The organism is Shewanella carassii (assembly GCF_002777975.1).
GTDB lineage: Bacteria > Pseudomonadota > Gammaproteobacteria > Enterobacterales > Shewanellaceae > Shewanella > Shewanella carassii.
This window is the reverse complement of record NZ_NGVS01000023.1, coordinates 148,003-170,038: the sequence shown is the minus strand read 5'-3', so window position 1 is coordinate 170,038 and position 22,036 is coordinate 148,003. Positions and strand designations below refer to the sequence as shown.

At 50.5% G+C, this 22,036-nt stretch carries 28 protein-coding genes; 14 read left to right on the top strand and 14 right to left on the bottom strand.

The window, feature by feature from the left end; genetic code table 11:
• Positions 1-2: 2 nt before the first annotated feature.
• From CBE72_RS11735 to CBE72_RS20100, 9 genes are all read right to left on the bottom strand, one after another.
• Complete coding sequence (locus tag CBE72_RS11735) at positions 3-416, bottom strand: hypothetical protein (RefSeq protein WP_157929077.1); 414 nt, start codon at positions 414-416, stop codon at positions 3-5.
• A 4-nt stretch (positions 417-420) separates the two neighbouring features.
• A complete protein-coding gene (locus CBE72_RS11730; RefSeq protein WP_100143670.1) occupies positions 421-636 on the bottom strand; it encodes a hypothetical protein in 216 nt (71 codons plus the stop codon).
• A 214-nt stretch (positions 637-850) separates the two neighbouring features.
• Positions 851-1,072 carry a hypothetical protein gene (locus CBE72_RS20110; protein ID WP_157929076.1) on the bottom strand — a complete coding sequence of 74 codons (222 nt, stop codon included), beginning with the start codon at positions 1,070-1,072 and terminating at the stop codon, positions 851-853.
• Positions 1,051-2,511: a rolling circle replication-associated protein gene (locus CBE72_RS11725; protein WP_100143669.1), complete on the bottom strand. Its 1,461-nt coding sequence runs from the start codon at positions 2,509-2,511 to the stop codon at positions 1,051-1,053. Before CBE72_RS11725 ends, CBE72_RS20110 begins: the two co-directional genes overlap by 22 nt.
• A gap of 307 nt (positions 2,512-2,818) precedes the next feature.
• Positions 2,819-2,986, bottom strand: a complete 168-nt coding sequence (locus CBE72_RS20105; RefSeq protein WP_157929075.1) for a hypothetical protein — start codon at positions 2,984-2,986, stop codon at positions 2,819-2,821.
• The gene (locus CBE72_RS11720) at positions 2,983-3,240 is read right to left on the bottom strand and encodes a hypothetical protein (protein ID WP_100143668.1); all 258 of its coding nucleotides are present in this window, start codon (positions 3,238-3,240) and stop codon (positions 2,983-2,985) included. Before CBE72_RS11720 ends, CBE72_RS20105 begins: the two co-directional genes overlap by 4 nt.
• Complete coding sequence (locus tag CBE72_RS11715; protein WP_100143667.1) at positions 3,240-3,449, bottom strand: hypothetical protein; 210 nt, start codon at positions 3,447-3,449, stop codon at positions 3,240-3,242. The genes CBE72_RS11720 and CBE72_RS11715 overlap by 1 nt, the downstream gene beginning before the upstream one ends.
• Positions 3,446-3,766, bottom strand: coding sequence for a hypothetical protein (locus CBE72_RS11710; protein WP_100143666.1), 321 nt, complete (start codon positions 3,764-3,766; stop codon positions 3,446-3,448). The genes CBE72_RS11715 and CBE72_RS11710 overlap by 4 nt, the downstream gene beginning before the upstream one ends.
• Positions 3,763-3,924 carry a hypothetical protein gene (locus CBE72_RS20100; RefSeq protein ID WP_157929074.1) on the bottom strand — a complete coding sequence of 54 codons (162 nt, stop codon included), beginning with the start codon at positions 3,922-3,924 and terminating at the stop codon, positions 3,763-3,765. The genes CBE72_RS11710 and CBE72_RS20100 overlap by 4 nt, the downstream gene beginning before the upstream one ends.
• A 192-nt stretch (positions 3,925-4,116) precedes the next feature.
• On the opposite strand from CBE72_RS20100, the gene CBE72_RS11705 reads away from it, so the two are divergent.
• The gene (locus CBE72_RS11705; protein ID WP_100143665.1) at positions 4,117-4,410 is read left to right on the top strand and encodes a helix-turn-helix domain-containing protein; all 294 of its coding nucleotides are present in this window, start codon (positions 4,117-4,119) and stop codon (positions 4,408-4,410) included.
• 231 nt (positions 4,411-4,641) lie between these two features.
• Here CBE72_RS11705 and CBE72_RS11700 read toward each other — a convergent pair whose 3' ends face one another.
• Positions 4,642-5,919 (bottom strand): tyrosine-type recombinase/integrase, encoded by a 1,278-nt coding sequence (locus CBE72_RS11700; protein WP_100143664.1) that lies wholly within the window; start codon positions 5,917-5,919, stop codon positions 4,642-4,644.
• A 505-nt stretch (positions 5,920-6,424) separates the two neighbouring features.
• Between CBE72_RS11700 and CBE72_RS11690 the strand changes: the two genes are divergently transcribed.
• Positions 6,425-8,002 (top strand): DUF3369 domain-containing protein, encoded by a 1,578-nt coding sequence (locus CBE72_RS11690; RefSeq protein ID WP_100143662.1) that lies wholly within the window; start codon positions 6,425-6,427, stop codon positions 8,000-8,002.
• A 66-nt stretch (positions 8,003-8,068) separates the two neighbouring features.
• On the opposite strand, the gene CBE72_RS11685 is transcribed toward CBE72_RS11690, so the two are convergent.
• The gene (locus CBE72_RS11685) at positions 8,069-8,530 is read right to left on the bottom strand and encodes a hypothetical protein (protein ID WP_100143661.1); all 462 of its coding nucleotides are present in this window, start codon (positions 8,528-8,530) and stop codon (positions 8,069-8,071) included.
• Between the two features lie 259 nt (positions 8,531-8,789).
• Here CBE72_RS11685 and ccoN point away from each other — a divergent pair, with 259 nt between their 5' ends.
• The 11 genes from ccoN (at position 8,790) to ttcA (ending at position 18,772) form a co-directional block, all read left to right on the top strand.
• The gene (gene ccoN, locus CBE72_RS11680; RefSeq protein WP_100143660.1) at positions 8,790-10,226 is read left to right on the top strand and encodes a cytochrome-c oxidase, cbb3-type subunit I; all 1,437 of its coding nucleotides are present in this window, start codon (positions 8,790-8,792) and stop codon (positions 10,224-10,226) included.
• 12 nt (positions 10,227-10,238) lie between these two features.
• Positions 10,239-10,844 carry a cytochrome-c oxidase, cbb3-type subunit II gene (ccoO, locus tag CBE72_RS11675; RefSeq protein ID WP_025010382.1) on the top strand — a complete coding sequence of 202 codons (606 nt, stop codon included), beginning with the start codon at positions 10,239-10,241 and terminating at the stop codon, positions 10,842-10,844.
• A 10-nt stretch (positions 10,845-10,854) separates the two neighbouring features.
• Positions 10,855-11,028 (top strand): cbb3-type cytochrome oxidase subunit 3, encoded by a 174-nt coding sequence (locus CBE72_RS11670; RefSeq protein ID WP_100143659.1) that lies wholly within the window; start codon positions 10,855-10,857, stop codon positions 11,026-11,028.
• A 5-nt stretch (positions 11,029-11,033) separates the two neighbouring features.
• Complete coding sequence (gene ccoP, locus CBE72_RS11665; RefSeq protein ID WP_100143896.1) at positions 11,034-12,014, top strand: cytochrome-c oxidase, cbb3-type subunit III; 981 nt, start codon at positions 11,034-11,036, stop codon at positions 12,012-12,014.
• A gap of 104 nt (positions 12,015-12,118) precedes the next feature.
• Positions 12,119-12,598, top strand: coding sequence for a FixH family protein (locus tag CBE72_RS11660; RefSeq protein ID WP_100143658.1), 480 nt, complete (start codon positions 12,119-12,121; stop codon positions 12,596-12,598).
• A gap of 8 nt (positions 12,599-12,606) precedes the next feature.
• Positions 12,607-15,003, top strand: a complete 2,397-nt coding sequence (locus CBE72_RS11655) for a heavy metal translocating P-type ATPase (RefSeq protein WP_100143657.1) — start codon at positions 12,607-12,609, stop codon at positions 15,001-15,003.
• Positions 15,000-15,224 (top strand): cbb3-type cytochrome oxidase assembly protein CcoS, encoded by a 225-nt coding sequence (gene ccoS / locus CBE72_RS11650; RefSeq protein ID WP_100143656.1) that lies wholly within the window; start codon positions 15,000-15,002, stop codon positions 15,222-15,224. The genes CBE72_RS11655 and ccoS overlap by 4 nt, the downstream gene beginning before the upstream one ends.
• The gene (locus CBE72_RS11645; RefSeq protein WP_100143655.1) at positions 15,214-15,906 is read left to right on the top strand and encodes a sulfite exporter TauE/SafE family protein; all 693 of its coding nucleotides are present in this window, start codon (positions 15,214-15,216) and stop codon (positions 15,904-15,906) included. Before ccoS ends, CBE72_RS11645 begins: the two co-directional genes overlap by 11 nt.
• A 55-nt stretch (positions 15,907-15,961) precedes the next feature.
• Positions 15,962-16,714: an electron transport transcriptional regulator EtrA gene (gene etrA, locus CBE72_RS11640; RefSeq protein WP_100143654.1), complete on the top strand. Its 753-nt coding sequence runs from the start codon at positions 15,962-15,964 to the stop codon at positions 16,712-16,714.
• Between the two features lie 90 nt (positions 16,715-16,804).
• Positions 16,805-17,731 carry a universal stress protein UspE gene (uspE, locus tag CBE72_RS11635; protein ID WP_100143653.1) on the top strand — a complete coding sequence of 309 codons (927 nt, stop codon included), beginning with the start codon at positions 16,805-16,807 and terminating at the stop codon, positions 17,729-17,731.
• A 78-nt stretch (positions 17,732-17,809) separates the two neighbouring features.
• Entirely contained in the window at positions 17,810-18,772 is a 963-nt protein-coding gene (ttcA, locus tag CBE72_RS11630) for a tRNA 2-thiocytidine(32) synthetase TtcA (protein ID WP_045282778.1), read from the top strand.
• Positions 18,773-18,863: 91 nt separating this feature from the next.
• Here ttcA and CBE72_RS11625 read toward each other — a convergent pair whose 3' ends face one another.
• The 3 genes from CBE72_RS11625 to CBE72_RS11615 all read right to left on the bottom strand — a co-directional run bounded on the left by CBE72_RS11625 (position 18,864) and on the right by CBE72_RS11615 (position 20,895).
• Positions 18,864-19,301 (bottom strand): GNAT family N-acetyltransferase, encoded by a 438-nt coding sequence (locus CBE72_RS11625; RefSeq protein ID WP_100143652.1) that lies wholly within the window; start codon positions 19,299-19,301, stop codon positions 18,864-18,866.
• Between the two features lie 159 nt (positions 19,302-19,460).
• Positions 19,461-20,090, bottom strand: a complete 630-nt coding sequence (locus tag CBE72_RS11620; protein WP_100143651.1) for a DUF2987 domain-containing protein — start codon at positions 20,088-20,090, stop codon at positions 19,461-19,463.
• Positions 20,068-20,895, bottom strand: coding sequence for a glucosaminidase domain-containing protein (locus CBE72_RS11615; protein WP_100143650.1), 828 nt, complete (start codon positions 20,893-20,895; stop codon positions 20,068-20,070). The genes CBE72_RS11620 and CBE72_RS11615 overlap by 23 nt, the downstream gene beginning before the upstream one ends.
• A gap of 150 nt (positions 20,896-21,045) precedes the next feature.
• Between CBE72_RS11615 and yvcK the strand changes: the two genes are divergently transcribed.
• The gene (gene yvcK / locus CBE72_RS11610) at positions 21,046-21,948 is read left to right on the top strand and encodes a uridine diphosphate-N-acetylglucosamine-binding protein YvcK (RefSeq protein ID WP_100143649.1); all 903 of its coding nucleotides are present in this window, start codon (positions 21,046-21,048) and stop codon (positions 21,946-21,948) included.
• Positions 21,949-22,036: the final 88 nt, after the last annotated feature.

Below are 22,036 nucleotides of genomic sequence, written 5' to 3'. Positions count from 1 at the left end.
ATTTACCCTATCAGCCATTCCAAAAGTGTTGATTTCGGCGGCTGCTTGTCAGTTTTCGAGTCTGCCTCATTAACGGGTTTTTGTCCCTTGTACCCGTTAACGGGTACAGGTGGCGTTTTTTGCGGTATTTTGGGGATGTTTACCGCCGGAATTACCTCTAGTTCCGTAACGGGTACTTGCTCCGTTACGGGTTCAGTTTTTGGCGCTTCCGTTACGGGCTTTGGCTTGTGTTCCTTGCTCCAAATTGTGGCGTTTTCGAGCATCCAATCTTGCCCACCTTGCAAGTTAGGCTTAATCATCCCGGCCCTGCTGAGGTAATACAGTTTGCCGTTTGAGTCCCGGCGAACTGGGGCCACTTCGCCGCAGATTGGGCAAGTGATCTCGCCTATGTCTGGATTTTTTGGTTTGCGTGCCATGGTGTCACCCCCACAAATATTTTGTTTTGAAGTAACGCCACTCAAGCCGCATAACTGCGCGGCTATGCCATGTTGATTCAACCAAGTCGAGCAGGTCATCAAATAACCTTCTCACTTTTTCGGTGATCAACTTACGCTTATTCGGCTTCTCAGCCTTGGCAACGTATGCCGCATTGTGACGCGCTGCGGCGGCGCGTTTGTTGGCATGATTTCCCATCATTCCACCTCTGTTGTCTAGTAAGCTTTTACCCTTAGCCGTGGCTTTGGCTTTTGTTTCATATACCAAGATCTAAATCGTGGTTTTCGCTTTCGCGCCAAGATATAACTTCTTTCTAAATTTCTATATTTTTGCCTCAGATCTTCTGACCAAGGAGTATCAAGACTAATCCTGTTTACTCCGTTGAAATAACATAGCTCTCTGCATGGCGCCCCCATCACTCACCCCTCCGAGGATGCACACCAGAGCCAATAAACGGCGCATCTGCTTTGGTTTTTGATAGATCGCCAATGGCCTTGATAAACTCGCCCATCAGTTCATGGCTCTGAGCGGCGGCTTTTTTTGCCAGCGTTACAGCTACAAACGGGTTCGCTTTTTCGGCTGCTTCTATGGTTTTGCCGATTTCGGCATGTTGGTTTAGCAGGTTGTTAATATCCAATTCTCATACTCCTGATATAGGCCCGGATCCGGGCGTTTCTCGGGCAACATTGCCCGCCACTCTTCGCGCAGCACCTGGCACCACAAAGCGGCCTTTTCTTCCAGCCGTGGCAACAGATAGCGATACTTTGCCCTGGCGGCTTTAATGCCACGCGCCCAGCGCTTTGACTCAAATTTGTTTGGTATGTAATGGGTTTCTCTGGGGATCCCGTTCCAGAAACGGGCACCGGCTGACCAGTTCAGAAACTTGGCCAGCAGCTCCGGCCCTTTGAATGTGATTTGATAATCTGCTGCTCTTACTGCTGTGCCTTTGATTTGCGCGGCCAGCTCTTTGGCTCTGGCTTCCAGTGCATTCAGGCGCTCTGCCACTTTGGCTGCTTTGCTTTGGTCTATGCGCTTGAGTACCGCTTTATCCCTAATCGCTTTGTCGATTTCGGTGTTAACGGCGGCCAGCTCGCCCTTGATTGGCGCTGCCCGGCGCTGCAATTTCTCTTTTACTTCGCCGATAATGGCTGCCATGTGTTCGGCATGGAATGAGCCGAGGCATTCCCAGCCCGGCGCCCTGGCGGTTTTGCTGATGTTGTAGCGGTTGCCCTTGATTTCGCCCTGGTCTTTGTTCTGGCTGCCCTTGGTCAGATATCCCAAGGCTTTCAGCAGGTATCCGCTTGCTGCTTGTGCGCTACGGATGCGCTCAAGCTTTGCGAACCCTTGGCCCCAAAGCGCCTCAATGCGTTTTGCCCAGGCGCGGAACAGATGCGGCTCAACTTCCCAGCGCATAAGCACATGGCAGTGCGGGTTTACTTCGCCTTCGGCGTTTTTTGGCGCCTCGGCCACCCAGATATAATCAAGTTTGTCTTCTTTGCCCTGTACCACTTGTTCACTGTTTGCCACGCAATCAAAGCCGTTGCGGCTTTCAATCACGCAATGGTCAGCACACCAACCGCGCTGATACATTTTTTGCATGGCATCAAAGAAGCGCGCCGCCTCGGATCCTATGGTTGATTCGCCGTTAACGATTCTGGCGCGAGCCTCCGGCGCAAAGGTCAGGGTTAAAAACGTGGTGAATCCCCCGCGAACCGCTGCGACATAGGCGCCGGACTCGAGTACATTTCTCGCGCCCCGGTTGCTGAGGGTTTTTGTTACGCGATCGCCGCCTTGCTGTGGCGGTGGCTCGCTTGGGTTGGTGTCTACCTGGACCCGGATCCGATATTCATCTGCCCAAGAGCGGTAACTGATACGGGCAACCGGGGATCGGTAGTAATTGGGCCCGGTGACTTCGCCGGTTTCAATGTCTACCCCGCCAAAACTGCCAATACTATCTGAGTGCAATGCCGACTCACCAACAACAACCCGGCGCGGATGCCGCTCAGGCACACCCAGCGCGGCGGTTGTTTGCTGGTAAGCCTCCGGCCTGTTTAGCCGCAGATGTTGCAGGAACATGCTAATCCGGCTCTCTTTGAGGCCCTTTTCGGCATGTTTTCTTTCCCGTGTCGGACTTTTGCACTCCTTGACAAGGCTATTTGTCCCGGCCTCCGGCCGCCCTGCGGGGCTTGGGTTCAGTGCACGAAAATTTGCCTCGCGGCGGTGCAATTCTGCATTGAGCTTATTTAACTCAAGCCTTTGTTGTTCGGATAAAGTGAAACCGCCTACTGGGGCGGTTAAGTTGATGGGCTCAGGTGGGGATAATGGTTTCGGCTCTGTTATCACAACAGTACCTATTGCCACTTTTGCCCCTTTGATTGTGGCTCTATTCATCGGCCACCTCGTTAACGGTTACGGTTCCGGCCTTTGGCTGCTCGGTCATCATTTGCCAAAGCGGATCAAGGCATGAATCCAGAAAGGAGGCTGCGGCGCCTTCGTCGCGGCCACTGTGCTGGCAAACGTAATCGACCAGCGATTGGGCGTAAGGGGTCATGCTTCACCCCCTTTACCGGCTTTTTCCATATTTACCCGTATCAACCGGCTAAAGTGTTCAGCTTTTAATATCCACGTTTCTGCTTTTTCTAAAATTCGAGCTCTCTGCTCTGGATTATCATTCAGATACGTCTCGAAAGGGTTTTCTATATTTTCAACCTTTCCCGTATACCAATGAGATGCTCTAACACAGCGCCAAGCGAGTTTTTCGTACACCTCAGCTAATTGCCTGTGCCCCTTTGCCGATAACTGCATTACTGCCCCCTTAGCGCTTGCATGGACAGGCGCATATAGGCGGCCGCGACTTCAAAACAGCCCTTGGCGCTGGCTTGGTTGCCGCGCTCGATGTAGTCATTGGCAAGCTCAAGCCACTTTGAGCACTGGCCGCTATAAAACGGCAGTGCAACAGGTGCTGGATTTGGGTTCAGGTGGATTATTCCATCGTAAGAGGCGGCGGTAATCATTCGTCACCCCCTGGACTACCAAATGGCGCTTCATCGTTGTCGAACTCGCCAGCGGCCAGTTGTGCTGTTTTCCCAAACTCAAAAAGCACTTTTTCAGCAAGAAACTCGAAAGCGGCCATTCGTGCGGTTTGCAGATCACCCTTGTTGATTGCGTCATGTAGCAATTCGATGTGAGCGCGAGCAGCGAACAGCTCAGCGGTTAACTCGCGGATTTGATTTTCAACTTCTTCTTCTAACGGCACTGTGACTGTTAACGAATCAGCAAAAGAAAGCTGCACCCTCATTTCTGGGGTTATTTTGAGATTGAACTCGGTCATCTGGCACCCCCGAAAAACTTCTTCTTCAGGCGGGTGGCCAGCATGGCATTGCGTTGCAGTTTGGCATTGCTGATGGGTCGGCCGAGGGTTTCTCGCGCTTCCTTTGGCATCCAGTTTGGGACGCTGATATTGGTTCCGGGTATCTCGATGTATTTCATAATTCGTTCTCCTTGTTGGTTCCCTGGGTTGGTTTGTGGCTAACGGGACGCATCCGGCGACCCGCGCCACACAAGGAACAAAAGGGACGTTACAACGTAGGTCTAAGTTATGCAACGTAGGCTTAAGTACCTTTTACAGCCTTCGTACCAACAAATACACTTGATGTAGGAACACAACTAGGAACAGAAAACATGAAACCTTCAGACCTGCTAGATCTAATCAAAGCCGCATATGGGTTAACTTCTGACTATCAAGTAATGAAGAGATTTGGATTTTCACAGACTGGCATCAGCTCTTGGAGGACAAACCGTAGTTTTCCAGATGATATGGTTCTAGTTCGATTTGCCGAGGTTTTAGATATAAAACTTGGAGTTTTGGTTTTACATTCAGTTATTTGGAGAAAGAAAGACCCTCAAATAAAGCGTTCGCTTGAAAAAGTGTTGGAGGCTCTCGCTTACTGCGAAAATAGCGAGATTCTTGATTGATATTTTATTGTGAAAAGTGGCATTTTTTGCCATTAAAAAATAACCGCATCAACATACCCGCAGCCCTCTCGCTGCGGGGGTTTCACCTTTTCATCTCAGTAGCTTATCTACTTTAACTTTCTATACATTGTGCGCATTTATATGTGCAGCTATTTGAAATCTGGAGAGTAATCATCGGTAATCCTAGGTTTAAGGCGATTTCCTCCCTAAGCCACCTTAAACCTCCAAGCATTAACTCTCAATTCCTTGCAGTCTATCCAATGGCTTGGCCGATGCACTCTGGTGCCTTTCTTCCTGGCTGGTGTGCAGATACTGCGACGTGGTGTCTATGCTTTCATGACCGGCGTCAGCTTGTACATGGGATAAAGGTCGGCCATTGAGATTGATGTCATGGGTGATCCCGGTGTGGCGGATGCTGTGCGCAGTGAGCTGTCGCATTTCATTGGCTTCACGGATAAAACCATCCTTCTCGGCATCATCGGCGGCGCAGTTGATCAAAAACTGAATTTCATCCCGCAATTGACGTATGCCGAGGTTGGCATTGAGCTCGCCACTTTCCCGACCACGGCCGGCGGCTCGATGCCGTATAAACAGCGGCGTGGTTTCATTGGCTTCGGGATAATCGCTCAGCCCCAAATGGCGCCGGTAACTTTGCAGTGATTGCAGCAACGCCTTGGATACCGCCACGTTTCTGGCCTTGCCGCCTTTACTCCTGGGAATATGAAAATACCAGATACCGCTGTGATTATGGCGCCTGAATTGACTCATGGTTGGCGCATAACCGGCACGAGCGGCAATTTCCGAGATCCGCAGATAACAGCCGTACATCAGGTTAATCAAGAACAGACTGCGTTGGTGTTGTGCTGGCTCGGCTTTAGCCAGGCGCTGTACGCAAGCCACAAGATAAGACCATTGCAACTCACTGAACACCTTGAGTTGCTCTTCGGCAGGATCTAACCTGAACTTACTCTTATTAGCAAAGCGGCTGTGATTGAGCCAGAGCTGCGCCGGGTTGCGCTCACAATATTCTTCGCTCATAAGATAAGTATAAAATGATGAAAGTATTGCAATTTTCGTCTTCAAGGCATTATCGCTCAGGCTGTATGGCAAAGGTTTGCCGAGCGTCTTACGGCCAATAAACGGTCGCCAGCTGGGATTGGGTTCCCGGCTCTGACTGAGCTTATCCGTCTTGAATTGTGGGACGTTGAAATAACCGACCAAATCAGTCGGCGGCGCCTGGCAATAAGCCACGTAACGTCCCATTTCCCGTCGGCCCACATTGGCTGCAGATATGCCTGCAACATCGAAACACCAGTGAAAAAAGGTCGTCAGTTCACTCCGATAAGCCTTGTAGTTGTTTTCACTGTCTCTTTGTTCGTAAAGCCAATCGGTGGCATGTTCAAGCAAGATACCCGCATCGGCCACTTTACCCAAGCTTAATTGGGTAATATAGCTGTTGACCACAGGATTGCCCTGCAAAAGCAAGTCTGCACTGTCAAACAGCGGCATGGCTCTTAACGGCTGATTTTTTTCCAAGATGAAACCTATTCTATAGCAATGATTATTATAGATTTTACCCTTTTTTGACTGGTGCCGATAATGTTATTTATCGGCACCAATCCCAGTCTCACATTGGCTGCATTGACGATCGCAATGCACCTTTTGTTTACAACACCAAAGGCACAACTGCCAAACTTGTTTTTTGGACTGGCTATCGAGACAACGAAAATCCGCCGCACATAATTCGCCCTTGTGGATCAATTCAGCCAGTTTACCTATAGGTATCGCCATGCAGACTTCCTGCTCGGTTTTATACGATATTGTTTTGCTTTTGGTTTCCATTCTGCCGCCCTTTTAATGAGAATGATTATCAATATAGTAGATCCGCACGATGGTGAAAATCCCCCTTTCCCAGACAACAGTAAATTTGTGAGCTATTGCTAGCCCTTCCCGATGCTTGGACTACACTTTTGAAAGGTAAATCAAAACTATTCAATTGATTGGAGTCCGACCGATGCTGATCGACACGGCCAAGAAAGGCCCGCTATTTGCCTCAAAGAAAACTTCAACAACCACAGATACCCTGCCCCCATGGAAGGTACTGGTGGTGGATGATGAACCTGACGTACATACGGTCACCAAACTTGCCCTCTCCCGTTTCAAGCTCGATGGCCGTGGCTTGCATTTCATTAACGCCTACAGTGGTGAACAGGCCAAAGAGTTACTGCAAGACGAAGAGGATGTGGCTGTCGCCTTTATTGACGTGGTGATGGAGACGGATCATGCCGGGCTTGAGTTAGTGCGTTGGATCCGCGAAAAGCTGCAAAATAAAGCTATCAGGCTGATTCTCCGCACCGGCCAACCCGGGCAAGCACCGGAAGAGGACGTGATAGTCAACTATGACATCAATGACTATAAAGCCAAGGCCGAGCTGGACTCCCGTAAGCTGACAACCAGTGTCTACTCTGCCCTGCGCTCTTTCAGGGACATTACCGAAATTGAGCAGGCGCGGCAGATGCAGCTCAATCATCGTCGCGGACTGGAACGAGTACTCGGAGCGACTTCTGGCCTGTTTGAACTCCGCACCCTGCACAAGTTTGCCGATGGTTTACTGACTCAGGTGGCCAACTTGCTTGAGCTCAAAGACACCACCACCATACTCGGCTGCAATGCGATGGATGCAGTAGCAAAGCCAGGTCATAACAAAAAAATTCATATCCTTGCCGCTACAGGCGAGTTTACCAACCATCATGAAAAACCTTTGCCTTCCCATATTCAATCACTGATGGAAGAAGCTTTGAATGCTCGACGTTGTCTTTACCGGGATGATTGTTTTGTGGGTTACTTCCCGGCCAAAAATAACTGGGTCAACCTGCTTTATATGGATTCGGTCAGCCAGTTGACCGATCTGGATAAACAACTCATCGACATTTTTGCGATCAATGTCGGGGTGGCGTTTGAAAACCTGTTGTTGAACCAAGAGGTAGAGGATACTCAGTCGGAGCTGATCCTGCGTCTCGGTGATGTGGTAGAGAGCCGCTCCAAGGAAGCGGCCAATCATGTGAAGCGTATGGCAGAGTATTGCCATCAGTTGGCATTGTTAGCAGGCTTACCAGAAACCGAAGCTGATCTGCTCAAGCGCGCTGCGCCCATGCATGACATAGGGAAAATAGCCATTCCCGACAATGTATTGCTAAAACCGGGAAAACTGGACGATATGGAGTGGGATGTGATGCGACAACACCCGATAATCGGCCATCAGATCCTGGCCAATTCTGAAAGGCCTATTTTGAAAGCCGCCGGCACCATTGCCTTGCAACACCATGAAAAGTACGATGGCAGTGGCTATCCCAATGGCCTCTCGGGTCATGAAATCCATCCATTCGCCAGAATCGTGGCCATTGCCGACGTGTTTGATGCCCTATCCCATGCCCGCTGTTATAAACCTGCCTGGCCGCTCGATGAGGTGCTGAGTGAGATGCAGTCCTGCAGTGGTCGCCATTTTGACCCAGACTTTTTAAGGTTGTTTGTTGATAACATAGATGTTTTCATCAAAATCAAAAACAGTTGGCGCGATGATGCCGAACCTTAACCCGCTTATGCGAGAACCTTAGGCGCAACTTGTTAAGCAGTCATGAAGGTTTATACCCGAATGCCTTTACTTCTGCTTGTGGTTGTCGGCGAGAAAGTCGAACCAAGTGGAGTATTGCTCTGTTCCCTGTTGCCAACTGACAAACATGCGCCATACCATATAGCCACTGCTGCAGGAGCCAAACATCATCTGGCCCTCAAATGCTTTTCCGTCAGTAACTGATGTTGCCACTGGAATTACGCCCATAAACATATCCCTCCCCTCAAGACGAAGCTTGAGATTGGAAACCGAGCTGCTGAAGTTAAGTTGCCAATGAATTGGCTTTTCGCTGGGGGCAAAGCTTGGGTTTAGCATCAGGGAGATCTGCTGCTCACCCAATTTTTTAACACAATCGGTAACGGAAAAATCACACAAACTGAGGTCTGGGCCAGCTTGGGTCGTTATCTGATTTTGAGCCTGATCACACCCAAAGAGCAAAAACAGACTAAAAATACCACCAACGAGCTTGGAGAGAGTTACGTAACGCATAAAATTTCACCTTATGCTGCAAGGTGTTAACATTCTATTGTCGAGTTTGATCTGGATCAATAATGTGTCCGGCAGATTGGTATCTTTTTTGATGTAGCTCAAGTATCATTGCTGCGCCTGACACTTTATTTCAAATATGTAGATCACGGCATTGACAAAGCGGGCTCGCTGCAATAGGGGCTTGTTAGTGTCACTTATAACAGGTAAAGACTAGTACTTTACTGAACAACAAGTAAAAGTAATAAGCAGTGGAAGCAATATGATGAACCATTCCCAGCCAACAGGCGCTGATTACAATTACACCGTTGTCCGCCAATTTGCGCTAACCACAGTTTTGTGGGGCATAGTTGGTATGTCATTAGGTGTACTTATCGCGGCTCAGTTAATCTGGCCACAGCTGAACTTTGAGACTCCTTGGTTAACTTTCAGTCGTTTAAGACCGTTACATACCAATGCGGTGATCTTTGCGTTCGGCACATCAGCCCTTTTCGCCACATCCTATTATGTCGTTCAACGCACCTGTCAGACCCGTCTGTTTGCACCTAAACTGGCTGCATTCACCTTCTGGGGCTGGCAAGCCATCATTCTCTCGGCCGTAATCACACTGCCGCTGGGTATCACCAGCAGTAAAGAATACGCCGAACTGGAATGGCCTATTGATATCGCCATCGCCGTAGTCTGGATCGCCTATGCGGCCGTGTTCTTCGGCACCATTATTAAACGAACCACTTCCCACATCTATGTGGCTAACTGGTTCTTTGGCGCCTTCATTATCACAGTCGCCGTATTGCACATAGTGAACTCCATGGCTGTTCCTGTCAGTCTGTGGAAGTCTTATTCACTGTACAGTGGCGCCGTCGATGCCATGGTGCAATGGTGGTACGGTCATAATGCGGTAGGCTTCCTGTTGACTGCCGGTTTCCTCGGAATGATGTATTACTTCGTTCCCAAGCAAGCCGGACGTCCTGTTTACTCATATCGTCTGTCGATCGTCCACTTCTGGGCCCTGATCGCCCTGTATATCTGGGCCGGTCCTCACCATCTGCACTATACAGCCCTGCCCGACTGGACCCAGTCTCTGGGTATGGTGATGTCGCTGATCCTGTTCGCACCTTCATGGGGCGGTATGATCAACGGTATCATGACCCTGTCCGGTGCCTGGCATAAACTGCGTACCGATCCGGTTCTGCGCTTCCTGGTGGTGTCACTGTCCTTCTACGGTATGTCTACCTTCGAAGGTCCTATGATGGCCATCAAGACAGTAAATGCCCTGTCTCATTACACTGACTGGACCATTGGTCACGTTCACTCTGGTGCACTTGGCTGGGTTGCCATGGTGTCTATCGGTTCTCTGTACCATCTTATCCCAGTACTGTTCGGCCACGGCCGCATGTATTCCACTAAGCTGGTGAACCTGCACTTCTGGTTGGCGACAATTGGTACTGTACTTTATATCGTTTCCATGTGGATCTCCGGTGTAATGCAAGGTCTGATGTGGCGCGCTGTGAACGCAGACGGCACCCTGACTTACAGCTTTGTTGAAAGCCTGGAAGCCTCTTATCCGTTCTACTTCGTCCGCTTCCTGGGTGGTTGTTTCTTCGTAACGGGTATGCTGATCATGGCTTACAACGTGCTGCGCACTGTTTATGCCCCTAAAGACTCTCTGCCTGCCATCGCAGAAGCCAAAGCCGCATAAGGAGCAGTAACGATGAAATTCAATCATGAAATAGTTGAGAAGAACGTCGGCCTGCTGGGTATCTTCACTGTGATTGCCATCAGTATTGGTGGCCTGGTGCAGATCACGCCGCTCATCTTCCAAAAAGATACCACTGAGCCGGTTGCCGGTCTCAAGCCTTACACTGCTCTGCAGCTTGAAGGCCGTGATATCTATATCCGTGAAGGATGTAATAACTGCCACAGCCAGATGATCCGTCCGCTGCGTGCCGAAACTGAACGTTACGGTCACTATTCAGTTGCCGGTGAATCTGTTTGGGATCACCCCTTCCTGTGGGGTTCCAAGCGTACCGGTCCCGACTTGGCCCGTGTGGGTGGTCGTTACAGTGATAAATGGCATGAAGTTCACCTGATCGATCCCCGTGCCGTAGTTCCTCAGTCCAACATGCCTGCCTTCCCTTGGCTTGCTGAAAACACCCTAACAGGTGAATACACAGCCAAGAAAATGGAAGTGATGCGTGGTTTTGGTGTGCCATACGAAGATAAAGATATCGAAGGCGCCCAAAAAGCCGTTGAAGGCAAGACAGAGCTGCAGGCGCTGATCGCCTATCTGCAGTCGCTGGGACACGCACTGAAATAAGGAGGCAAATATGGACTACGGCACTATACAAGGGATTATAACGCTAGTTTTGATCTTGGTTTTTGTCGGGATATTTGCTTGGGCATATAGCTCGCGTCGTCAAAAGCAATTCGACGAAGCAGCTAATCTGGTGTTTTCAGATGAACAACACCAGAATGCGAAGGACTCAGGAGAACACAAATAATGTTAATGAGTAACTTCTGGAGTATCTGGATCACCGTGCTCAGCTTACTGGTGATCGCAGGATGTTTTATTCTGCTACGGCTCTGCTCCAAAAACACCACGCCGGAGATTAAAGAAGGCGACCTGATGGACCATAGCTATGATGGTATTCAGGAGATCAATAACCCACTGCCTAAGTGGTGGAGCTATCTCTTTTATATCACCATCGTCTTTGGTCTGCTCTATTTGGTGCTCTACCCTGGCCTGGGGAACTACAAAGGCCTGCTCGGCTGGAGCAGCTCCAACCAGAGCATAGGTACAGAGCAAGGCATCAAGGCCGACTCTGCCAAGGCGATTGCCGACGCAACGGAGGAAGGTCGCTGGGTTCAGTACGATCAGGAAGTGAAACTTGCCGATGAGAAGTATGGCCCTATCTTCGAAGCCTATAAAGCAACGCCACTGGCCGAGCTGGTGAAGAACGAAGAGGCCCTCAAAGTCGGTGGTCGTTTGTTTCTGCAAAACTGCGCCCAGTGTCACGGCTCAGCCGGTCGTGGTGGCAAAGGCTTCCCTAATCTAACCGATAGTGACTGGTTGTACGGCGGTGAGCTGGAAACCATCAAGACCAGCATCATGAATGGCCGTCACGGTATGATGCCACCTAAAGGTGGTCTGCCTATCGATGATAGCGAAATTGCAGGTCTGGCCGAATATGTGGTGAGCCTGTCCGGTCGCGAACATGATGCCACTTTGGCTGCCAAGGGCCAAGGTTCATTCATGAAGGGTTGTTTTGCCTGTCACGGTATGGATGCCAAAGGTAACAAGCTAATGGGCGCCCCTAACCTGACCGACAATATCTGGCTTTATGGCGGTAGCCGCGGCATGGTGATGGAGTCCATCAAGAATGGTCGCAGTGGCGTCATGCCACCTTGGAAAGACGTTCTCGGTGAAGAGAAAGTCCACGTCATAGCCGCTTACGTATATAGCTTGTCACATCAGGCAGAAAAGTAAGTTTGATTGACTTTTCAAGGGCCTCGAACTTTTCGGGGCCTTTGTTTTTAAAATACCGCTTTCGCGATAGAATAGCCCTCCAAATAGAATAATAGGTAAACAGTATGAGCACTCCACAAGCCTGGTATAAGCAGTTCTGGCCTTGGTTTCTTATCGTTTTGCCCATGTGTGCCGTTATAGCCAGTTTTGCCACTCTGCGTATTGCCCTCACCAACTCCGACTCTCTGGTTGCCGATGACTATTACAAAAACGGCAAGGCGATTAACCAGGATATCCACAAAATTCAATATGCTCGTCAATTGGGAATGCAATTTTCCCTGGAATGGCGTGATGGTGAACTTTTGATCACCCAACATGGCGGCCCAGAGTATCTGGCGGCACTGAACCTGGAGTTTTACCATCCGACGCTGGCAGACAAGGATTTTACCCAAATGCTGACCGCAGACGCCTCCAATGTGTACCGCTATATTCCCAATGAGACGCTCGATGGTGCCTGGGTTGTACGAGTCGAAGGATTTGACCGTAAATGGCGTTTGCAGCAAAGATTGCAGATAGAAGCGGATAAGACCTACTGGCTCAATTGAGTGCTGTCATGACACATACAGTCTGTTTTCATTGTGGGGAGCCCGTCACCACGGGCATGCAGTTCAGTACAGTGATTGATGGTCAGGCTCAGCCCATGTGTTGCCTGGGGTGTCAGGCTGTGGCTCAGGCCATCATGGATGCCGGACTGACCAACTACTACAAATTCCGCTCAGAACCTGGCAGCAGGCAAAACGCCCTGGTGCCGGATGAGCTCAAGACCTTCAGTGCCTACGACCTTCCCGAAGTGCAGCAGGACTTTGTGCACGATCAGGGCAATCAAACCTCAGTCTCGTTATCGATTGACGGTATTACCTGTGCCGCCTGCGCCTGGCTCATCGAGCATAAAGTTAAACAGTTGCCTGGGATTGACTCGGTGCAGGTCAATTCCACAACCCAAAGAGCCCTCATCAGTTGGCGTCCGGCCGACATTAAACTGTCTGAAATACTTAATCAAATCGGCCGTATCGGTTATCAAGCGGCGCCTTATCAGTTGGACGAACAGGAAGTTCAGAGTAAAAAGAACAGCCGAAAGTTTCTGCTGAGGCTTGGCTTGGCGGGCTTTGCCACCATGCAGGTGATGATGTTCGCCTTGGCGCTATATGCCGGTTACTTTTCCGGGCTTGAGGTGGAATATCGCGACTATTTCCGCTGGGTGAGCATGATGTTTGCCGCACCAGTGGTGTTCTACTCGGCGCAGCCTTTCTATTTCAGTGCCCTGCGGGCCCTGCTCGCCGGCAGGCTCAATATGGATGTGTCTGTCTCCATCGCCATCTGCGGTGCCTATATCGCCAGTTGTATCGCGACTGTGCAAGGCACTGGCGAAGTCTATTTCGAGTCTGTGTCCATGTTCACCTTCTTCCTGCTGCTTGGGCGCTATTTTGAGCAGGCGGCGCGGCAGAAAGCCTCTGTCAGTTCGAGTAACCTGCATAAGTTGGTGCCCCTAACCGCCCAATGTATCGGGGATGATGGCAGCAGCGAAGAGATCCCCGCCAAGCGCTTACAAATAGGCGATCTGGTGCTGGTGCGCCCAGGGGAAGTGATCCCCGCCGACGGCTTGGTAGAGCAAGGCCATTCTGCGGTCAACGAGGCCATGCTTACCGGGGAGCAGATGCCGCAGAGCAAACAGCCGGGAGACCAGGTTTATGCCGGTACCATCAACCAAGATCAACCGTTGAAAGTACGGGTGAACGCCATAGGCCAAGATCAACTGGTGGCAGAAATCATCCGTTTACAGGAACTGGCCTCCAATAATAAGCCAGCCGTCGCCATGACGGCAGACAAGCTGTCGCGTTATTTCACAGGCACCATACTCAGCATAGCGGCTATCACTTATCTGGTGTGGCACCAGTTCTCACCCGAAGATGCCTTCTGGGTCACGCTATCTGTATTGGTAGCTACCTGCCCATGCGCGTTGGCCTTGGCAACCCCGACGGCTGTGACCTGCGCTACGGCGCTGTTTACCCGCCTGGGGGTGATTACCCGTAAAGCGGGGGTGTTTGAAAAGTTGCCGCAAATTGATGCCGTTGTCTTTGATAAGACAGGCACCCTCACCTGCGGCAATCTGACCTTGCTGGAAACTCACATTACCAAAGGCCGAGAGGCAGAGTACAGTGAATTGCAGGTACAGCAATTAGCAGCAGCGCTTGAAGCCGGTTCATTGCACCCGATTGCCCTGGCATTCAGCCCTTATGCCGGAGGACTAGAAGCTGAGAATGTCCATCATCAGGTGGCTCGTGGTATCAGCGGTAAGATCAATGGTCGCGATTTTAAGATAGGCAACGCCGAGTTTGTCGGTATTGAGCTACCCCCAAGTCAGCAGCAACGGGTGTTCCTCGCCGATGAACAAGGCTTGGTGGCCAGTTTTATCCTGCAGGATAGGCTGAGGGACGATGCCAAGGATACGGTCGAGGCACTCAAGGCCAACAGTATCCGTCTGGCGATCGCCAGTGGTGATACCCGCCCCCATGTGGAATCTCTGGCTCGGCAAGTGGGCATAACTGAAGTGTACGCAGACATGAGTCCGGCTGATAAGCTCGATTATGTACGCCGTTTACAACAGCAACATAAGGTGGCCATGTTCGGTGATGGTATCAATGATGCCCCAGTGCTTGCTGGCGCCGATCTGTCTATCGCCATGGGCAGTGGCACGGCACTGGCAAAAAATAGTGCCGATCTGATTTTGCTTGGCGATCATCTATGGCGTTTCACCCAGGCCATAGCCGTTGCCCGCAAAGCCAATCGCATCATTCGCCAAAATCTTGCCTGGGCTTTGGGGTATAACCTTCTTATACTGCCTCTGGCCGTAACCGGCCATGTTGCACCCTATATTGCCGCTATCGGCATGTCGGCCAGTTCGCTGATCGTCGTCAGCAACAGCCTCAGACTTCTCAAGGTCCGCTTATGAGTATTATCTACGTGCTAATCCCCATCGCCATGTTGTTTGTGCTGATCGCCGTGGGGGTGTTCTTTTGGGCGGTAAAATCGGATCAATTTGACGATCTCGAGCGCCACAGTGTATCGATTCTATTTGACGACGAGCCAGTGGCCACTAATACGCAAGAGGCTGAGTTTCAGGAGAGTGTTCAGGATAAATCGCATTCTCAGGACAAAACTCATGGAATATAACCTCACCGGCGCCTTTCTGGTGGGCCTGATGGGAGCCGGACACTGCTTTGGCATGTGTGGCGGTTTGGTGGGCGCCTTTTCCAGCCAGCTTCCCGCTGCCCGTCGGGGCCAGAATCTGCTGGCGCAACAACTCTCGTTTCTGCTTCCCTATAATCTTGGCCGCATTCTCAGTTACAGCCTGGCCGGCGCTTTGGTAGGCGGTTCGGCTGCAGGGCTTGGCATGCTGTTTGAAATCGATATCTACCTCTTGGTGCTCAGGCTCATTGCCGGTGTGATGATGATCGCTATGGGGTTGTATATCGCCCGTATCTGGGTAGGATTGGTTCAGATTGAACGCCTGGGTCAGGGATTGTGGCGCTTGCTTAAGCCCTTGTCCCAAAAATTATTACCTGTTACTCATCCCGGCCAAGCATTGCTTGCAGGCATGGTTTGGGGTTGGCTGCCCTGCGGCCTGGTATACAGTACCCTTACTTGGGCAGTCGCCAGTGGCAGTGCCAAACAGGGTGCGCTGATCATGCTTTGTTTCGGTTTGGGAACATTGCCTGCTCTGCTCAGTGCAGGTGTGGCCGCCAAGGCGTTGGCCGACTGGGCGCAAAAGCGCGCCGTACGCTTGCTTGCCGGGCTATTACTGGTTGGTTTCGGAGTCCAAACACTCTATATTGCTCTGGCTCAGCTTGACTAGCCGGGGTCGGTGAATTGGTTTAACATGGGAAGAGTCGCTTTACTTGAGAAAGACTATGACAATAGACAATAACAAGCATCGTCGCCCTGCTGCCGGGGGTTGTACCATTCATTGTCATGATTGCAGCATGGGGACTCTGTGTATCCCCTTTACGCTCAATTCCAATGAATTGGATCAGCTTGACAATATTATCGAGCGCAAGAAACCCATTCAGAAGGGGGAACAGCTGTTCAAGTCCGGAGATCCGCTGAAGTCTCTATATGCGATTCGCTCCGGAACCATTAAGAGCTATACCATCACAGAACAGGGCGATGAGCAGATCACTGGCTTCCATCTGGCCGGCGATGTCATAGGCTTCGACGGTATCCATTCCCAGTCACACCAGAGTTTTGCTCAGGCCCTGGAAACCTCTATGGTGTGTGAAATTCCCTTCAATACTCTGGATGAACTCTCCGGCACCATGCCCAAACTCAGGCAGCAGATAATGCGTCTGATGAGTAATGAAATTATGAGTGACCAAGGGATGATCCTGCTGCTCAGTAAAAAGAATGCCGAAGAACGCCTGGCGGCCTTCATCAGTAACCTCGCGGCTCGTTTTGGTAGCCGTGGCTTCTCCCCCAGAGAGTTTCGCCTCACTATGACCCGCGGTGATATCGGCAACTATCTTGGCCTAACCGTGGAAACCATCAGCCGCCTGCTGGGGCGTTTCCAAAAGGCGGGGCTGATCGAAGTAAAAGGTAAATATATCACTATACTGGATCTGGAAGAGCTGGACAGGCTGGCGGGAGCCGCCCGAATAGCAAGATAACTAAGCGAATCAATATATTGATCTCAAGCAATACAAATCATAGCCAATATCGCATGATATAAATACATCATGCGGAATAAGGAAAACGCCATGAGGGATTATCAAAAGCTATTGGTCGTAGTCGACCCTACATCAGAACAACAACCAGCCCTTGCCCGCGCAGTGGAGCTCGCCACTCGCAGCAAGGCCAAGATTACTGTGTTTCTGTCTATCTTTGATTTCTCCTATGAAATGACCTCTATTCTTTCCAATCAGGAACGTGAGGCCATGCGTCAGGGGGTTATCAATCAACGGAAAGCCTGGATTGCCGATCTGCTCAAGCCGCATCAGCAAGCCGGACTCGAGATGGACAGCGAAGTGCTGTGGCACAACCGCCCCTTTGAGAGCATCATCAACTTTGCCATTCAAGGTGAATACGACCTGATAGTCAAAGGCACCCATGAGCACGACAAACTCAAGGCGGTTATTTTCACCCCAACCGACTGGCACTTATTGCGTAAGGCACCAGTCCCAGTGTTGCTGGTTAAAGAGCATGACTGGCCGGTGAAAGGTAAAATTCTCTGCGCCGTCAACGTTGCCTCTGAAGATGAAGAACATCAATCCCTGAACGGCAAGATCATTGAGCATGCCCAGGAACTTGCCACCAAGTTTGATGCCGAGGTGCACCTGGTCAACGGTTATCCAGGAACCCCGGTCAATCTGGCGATTGAACTGCCGGACTTTGATGCCCACACTTATAACGAAACCATTCGCATGCAGCATGAGCAGCGGGTCAATTATCTGGCCAACAGTTACGGCGTTGATACCGCCCACTGCCACGTGAAAGAAGGTCTGCCTGAGGATGTTATCCCTGAGCTGGCGGAGCAACTGGACGCCGAACTGGTCGTTCTCGGCACTGTGGGTCGCACAGGATTCTCTGCCGCGCTTATCGGTAATACAGCCGAACATGTGATAGATTCGGTCAACTGCGATCTGCTGGCGGTCAAACCCGACGGTTATAAGTCGCCTCTGGCCTGAGTCGCCCCTTTACCCGACCGGCTTTAGCTGGAATAATACGCGCCCTGAACCATAGTGTTACTGGGCGCTTATTTTTTTATGTCTGAAGTTATGCAAGAGCTGGATAAGAAACAAATCACTCGTCTCAACAAACTGCAAAAGCGTTTACGCCGCGAAGTCGGCAGCGCCATTGCCGATTACAACATGATTGAAGAAGGCGATCGCGTGATGTGCTGCCTCTCCGGTGGCAAAGACAGCTATGCCATGCTGGACATTTTGTTGAACCTACAACAGCGGGCGCCTGTGCAGTTTGAAATTGTCGCCGTCAACCTGGATCAGAAGCAGCCCGGATTCCCGGAAGAAGTACTGCCAGCCTATCTGGATAGTTTAGGCGTGGCCTACCATATTCTTGAAAAAGACACCTATTCGATAGTTAAAGATAAGATCCCCGAAGGCAAGACCACTTGCTCACTTTGTTCTAGGCTGCGCCGCGGTACCCTTTATGGGTTTGCCCAGCGAATAGGTGCCACCAAGATAGCGCTCGGCCACCACAGAGACGACATCATAGAAACCCTGTTCCTCAACATGTTCTACGGTGGCAAGATGAAGGCCATGCCACCCAAGTTGCTATCGGATGACGGTGCCAATATGGTGATCCGTCCCCTCGCCTATTGCCGAGAAAAAGACATTGCCGAATACGCTAAACTGAAAGCCTTCCCTATCATTCCTTGTAACCTTTGCGGCTCCCAGGAAAACCTCAAGCGCGCCGAGGTCAAGAATATGCTCAAACTGTGGGACAAACAGTTCCCCGGCCGTATCGAAACCATCTTTACTGCGATGCAAAATACCGCACCGTCCCAAGGCGTTGACCGCACTGTGTTTGACTTTATGGCACTGGAGCGCAATCCGGATGCTCCCGCCAGCGGTGAAGTTGCCGAAGCCGATTTACCCGCCTTTGACTTTATGGATGTCAGCAACAGCGGTCATATCGATCTCGACAGTGCCGCCAAACATGCAGATCAAAGCCAGCGTATCGAAGTGGTTGGCATCTATCAGCCTTGATAAATCCATTTCCGAACAAGCCCTTGGTGCTTGTTCGGAAATGCTCTGTTTACTGCCGCTTACTTCATCAAAACTAAAGTCACTATCAAAACTAAAGCCACTTTTGCATAAACAGCAAACGCTTGCCATTGACCTCAGTAGTATCGAATTCACAATAGCCCAGCTTTTGATAGATATGGCGGCCAACCTGATTAGTAGCAAATACATCGAGCCAGATACGCGAAGCGTTTAACTCATTAAGGCAATACTCTTCCATCAATTGCATCGCCCTTTGACCTAAACCTTGACCCTTATGGGCGACAACAATTCTTCTGAACTCTATCTCCTTCGGCTTATCCTCGACCAAAATCATAAAACCCGCGAGTAACTCATTTTGATAAATCGAAAGATAGTGGACAGTGTCTTTCGTCATTTCAGCCAGATGCTTTTCCGCCGGATAAGGCATGATAAAGTCGGCCGTATTTTGCAAGTGTTCCATTGCCACGAATTGGCCAATCTCAGTAGCGATAGCCTGCTTTAATTCAATCATCTTACTTCCGAGCTCAAAATACTAACCGCATTATTCTATATGTTGCAGGAGTGGCGATATATGGGTTTCATGTTGAACCTGTCCGGATACGACATAAAAAGCCCCGCAATGCGGGGCTCTGGTTTGTTTTAACTAGCGGGTTTAGCGGTTACTCGTATGTCATTTGCCTGGCGCGACCCAAGGGCTGATCACTTTGGGGGTAGCGTCAAACTTCAGCGTCTCAAGTAACGCGATCTCCTCATTACTGAGTTCATAGCGCTTATCCAGCGCCTGGTGGCGGCCATCGAACCAAGCACCATTTTCACTGCCGCTAAACTCTATGCTCAGACCCGAGATAGGCTTGGCGAAATACTTCATGGGAAAGCCCTGCATCTGCTTCAGCGCTTCATTCATTTGACTGCTGATGTTTCTCAGCTCGTCGCCGCTGTACTCTTGCTTAGGATTACGCACCCTGAGCTGCATCCCTATGCCACAGCCTTGCCCTTCACCTTCAATCTCAAGATTAATCAAGGCTCTGGCATGCTTGAGTTTTTCATCGAAGGGAATATATAGCCGCTGGCTGGCATCGAAAGTCAGCGGAAAGTGTTCAGTCTCCGTACTGATATTGCCGGCTTTCAGCTGACAGTTCTGGGTTTCCGGTACGCTAAACGCCAGATCGATGAGTTGATAATTCCCCTTATTCATCACTTTCATCCGCGTGTAAAAGTCGGCGTAATTCAAGGATACCTGGCTCGCCATCAACGAGGGAGACAACAATAAGAGTGCACTAAACAGCAGTTTTTTCGACATGGTTTTCCACCAAATATTCTTCGTTGTGACGCAGCATATCGAGCAATTCGTCAATATAGGCTTCCTGGCGCTCGGAATAATTCACCAGACCATAAACCAGCTTTTCAGCGGTCAGCGGCTCATGCTGACTACGCAGATCGGCGCGAATGGAGCGAAATAATGAATAGGCAGCATTGGAATTAAGATTGCGCATATAGGAAGCCACCGAATCATCGACCGATTTGAATACCGCAACCTCATGGGACATACCTTCGGTACGCGATTGTGGTACCAAGCCGCAGCCTTTCTTGAAACACCACTGACCGAAGAAGTTCAGTCCTTCGCGGGCAAAGCGTGAGCTGCCCCAGCCAGTTTCATTGGCCGCCTGAATAAGTACCATGGATTCAGGGATCACATCGACTCGGCGTAATAACTTATTGATGCTGTCACTGTCGATGGCACGCATGGCATATTGATACTTTTCCGCCAGACGCTGAATACGATACTGCTCGGCTTCATTAAGCTGATGCTGGTTTTGCAGGTGTTTTTGCACCTGCTCGAGGAATTTACGCTCCTCGGCGATGATGTTGTTTTGCTTTCGCACGGCCGGACGCAGGAAGTCAAAAAACGCCTGTTTCTTGTCGCTGACAACACTGATACTGCTGAAATCGGGGATCAAACTGACACCCAATTGGTTCTTCATCAGTGGCGCTGAAGTCTGCTCGGTGGTTTTCAAACTGGGTATCAAATACACTCTCAGAGCCAATACCGACAGGATCACCAAAGCCAGTGCCAGGGTAAATGAGCCAAGTTTTCCGGTTTTCAATCAGTCTTTCCTTTTGCTTATTGCCCAAAGGTCGAGGGAAAAATGTCCGCGCATTATATGTCAGATATCACTTTTCACAAAATCAGTCGCTGGCAGCTTTCCCCCACTAATGTAGAATGTAAAGGTTTCAAATCGCAGCAAGGATCCGCTATGCAAGCGCAGTTATTCAGTCAATATCGGCAAGTTGTTGCCATAGGCGGTGGCCATGGATTAGGACGAGTGCTGTCGGCTTTAGCGTTTCTGGGAAACCACCTCACCGGCATAGTGGCGACAACCGATAATGGTGGCAGTACAGGTAGATTAAGGAATAGCAATGACTGTATTGCCTGGGGCGATCTGCGTAACTGTCTCAGCCAGTTGGCCCATAAGCCCTCTGTTGGCTCACTGTTGTTTGAATACAGATTCAACAGTCAGGATGAGCTCAATGGCCATAATCTGGGCAATCTTATCCTGACTGCGTTGGATCAGCTCTGCGTCCGGCCGCTTGAGGCTATTAATCTCATCCGCGGTTTACTCAAAATTGAGACCCGTCTTTACCCCATGTCAGAGCAACCGACTCACCTTTTTGCACTCGATGTCTCCGGCTGTAAGGTGTTTGGCGAACTGGAGGTCGACAGCATGGCAGAGCGGCCCGTCGCAATGAATCTTGAACCTATGGTAAAGGCCACCGAAGAAGCCGTGGCTGCATTGAACGCTGCAGAACTGATCATCTTAAGCCCAGGAAGCTTTCTCACCAGCTTGATGCCGCCTTTACTGTTGCCCGAATTGGCTACCGCTATTAAAAACAGCGCCGCCAAGGTGGTGTTTATCGACAATCTGAAACCCGAATCGTCCGTAGCCGGTGAACTCAGCCTCAATGCCAAACTGGACTGGTGTCAGCAGCTGATAGGCCCGGGGCGTATCGATGCCGTGCTGTGTCATGGTCAGCCTGCGCAGGAAGGATTGATTTATCGCTCGCCGCTTGCCGACCCAATCCAGAGTGGTTGCCACGACAGAGACGCCCTGATCAGCGCACTGGTGCAGGCTCTGCAGCCGAAGAAACTCATTGCCTGAGCAACATTTTTTAACACCGGCTTTTGTGCCCGGATACGTAAAAAGGACAGCCGCAGCTGTCCTTTTTACGTATGAGGCAAAACCTAGC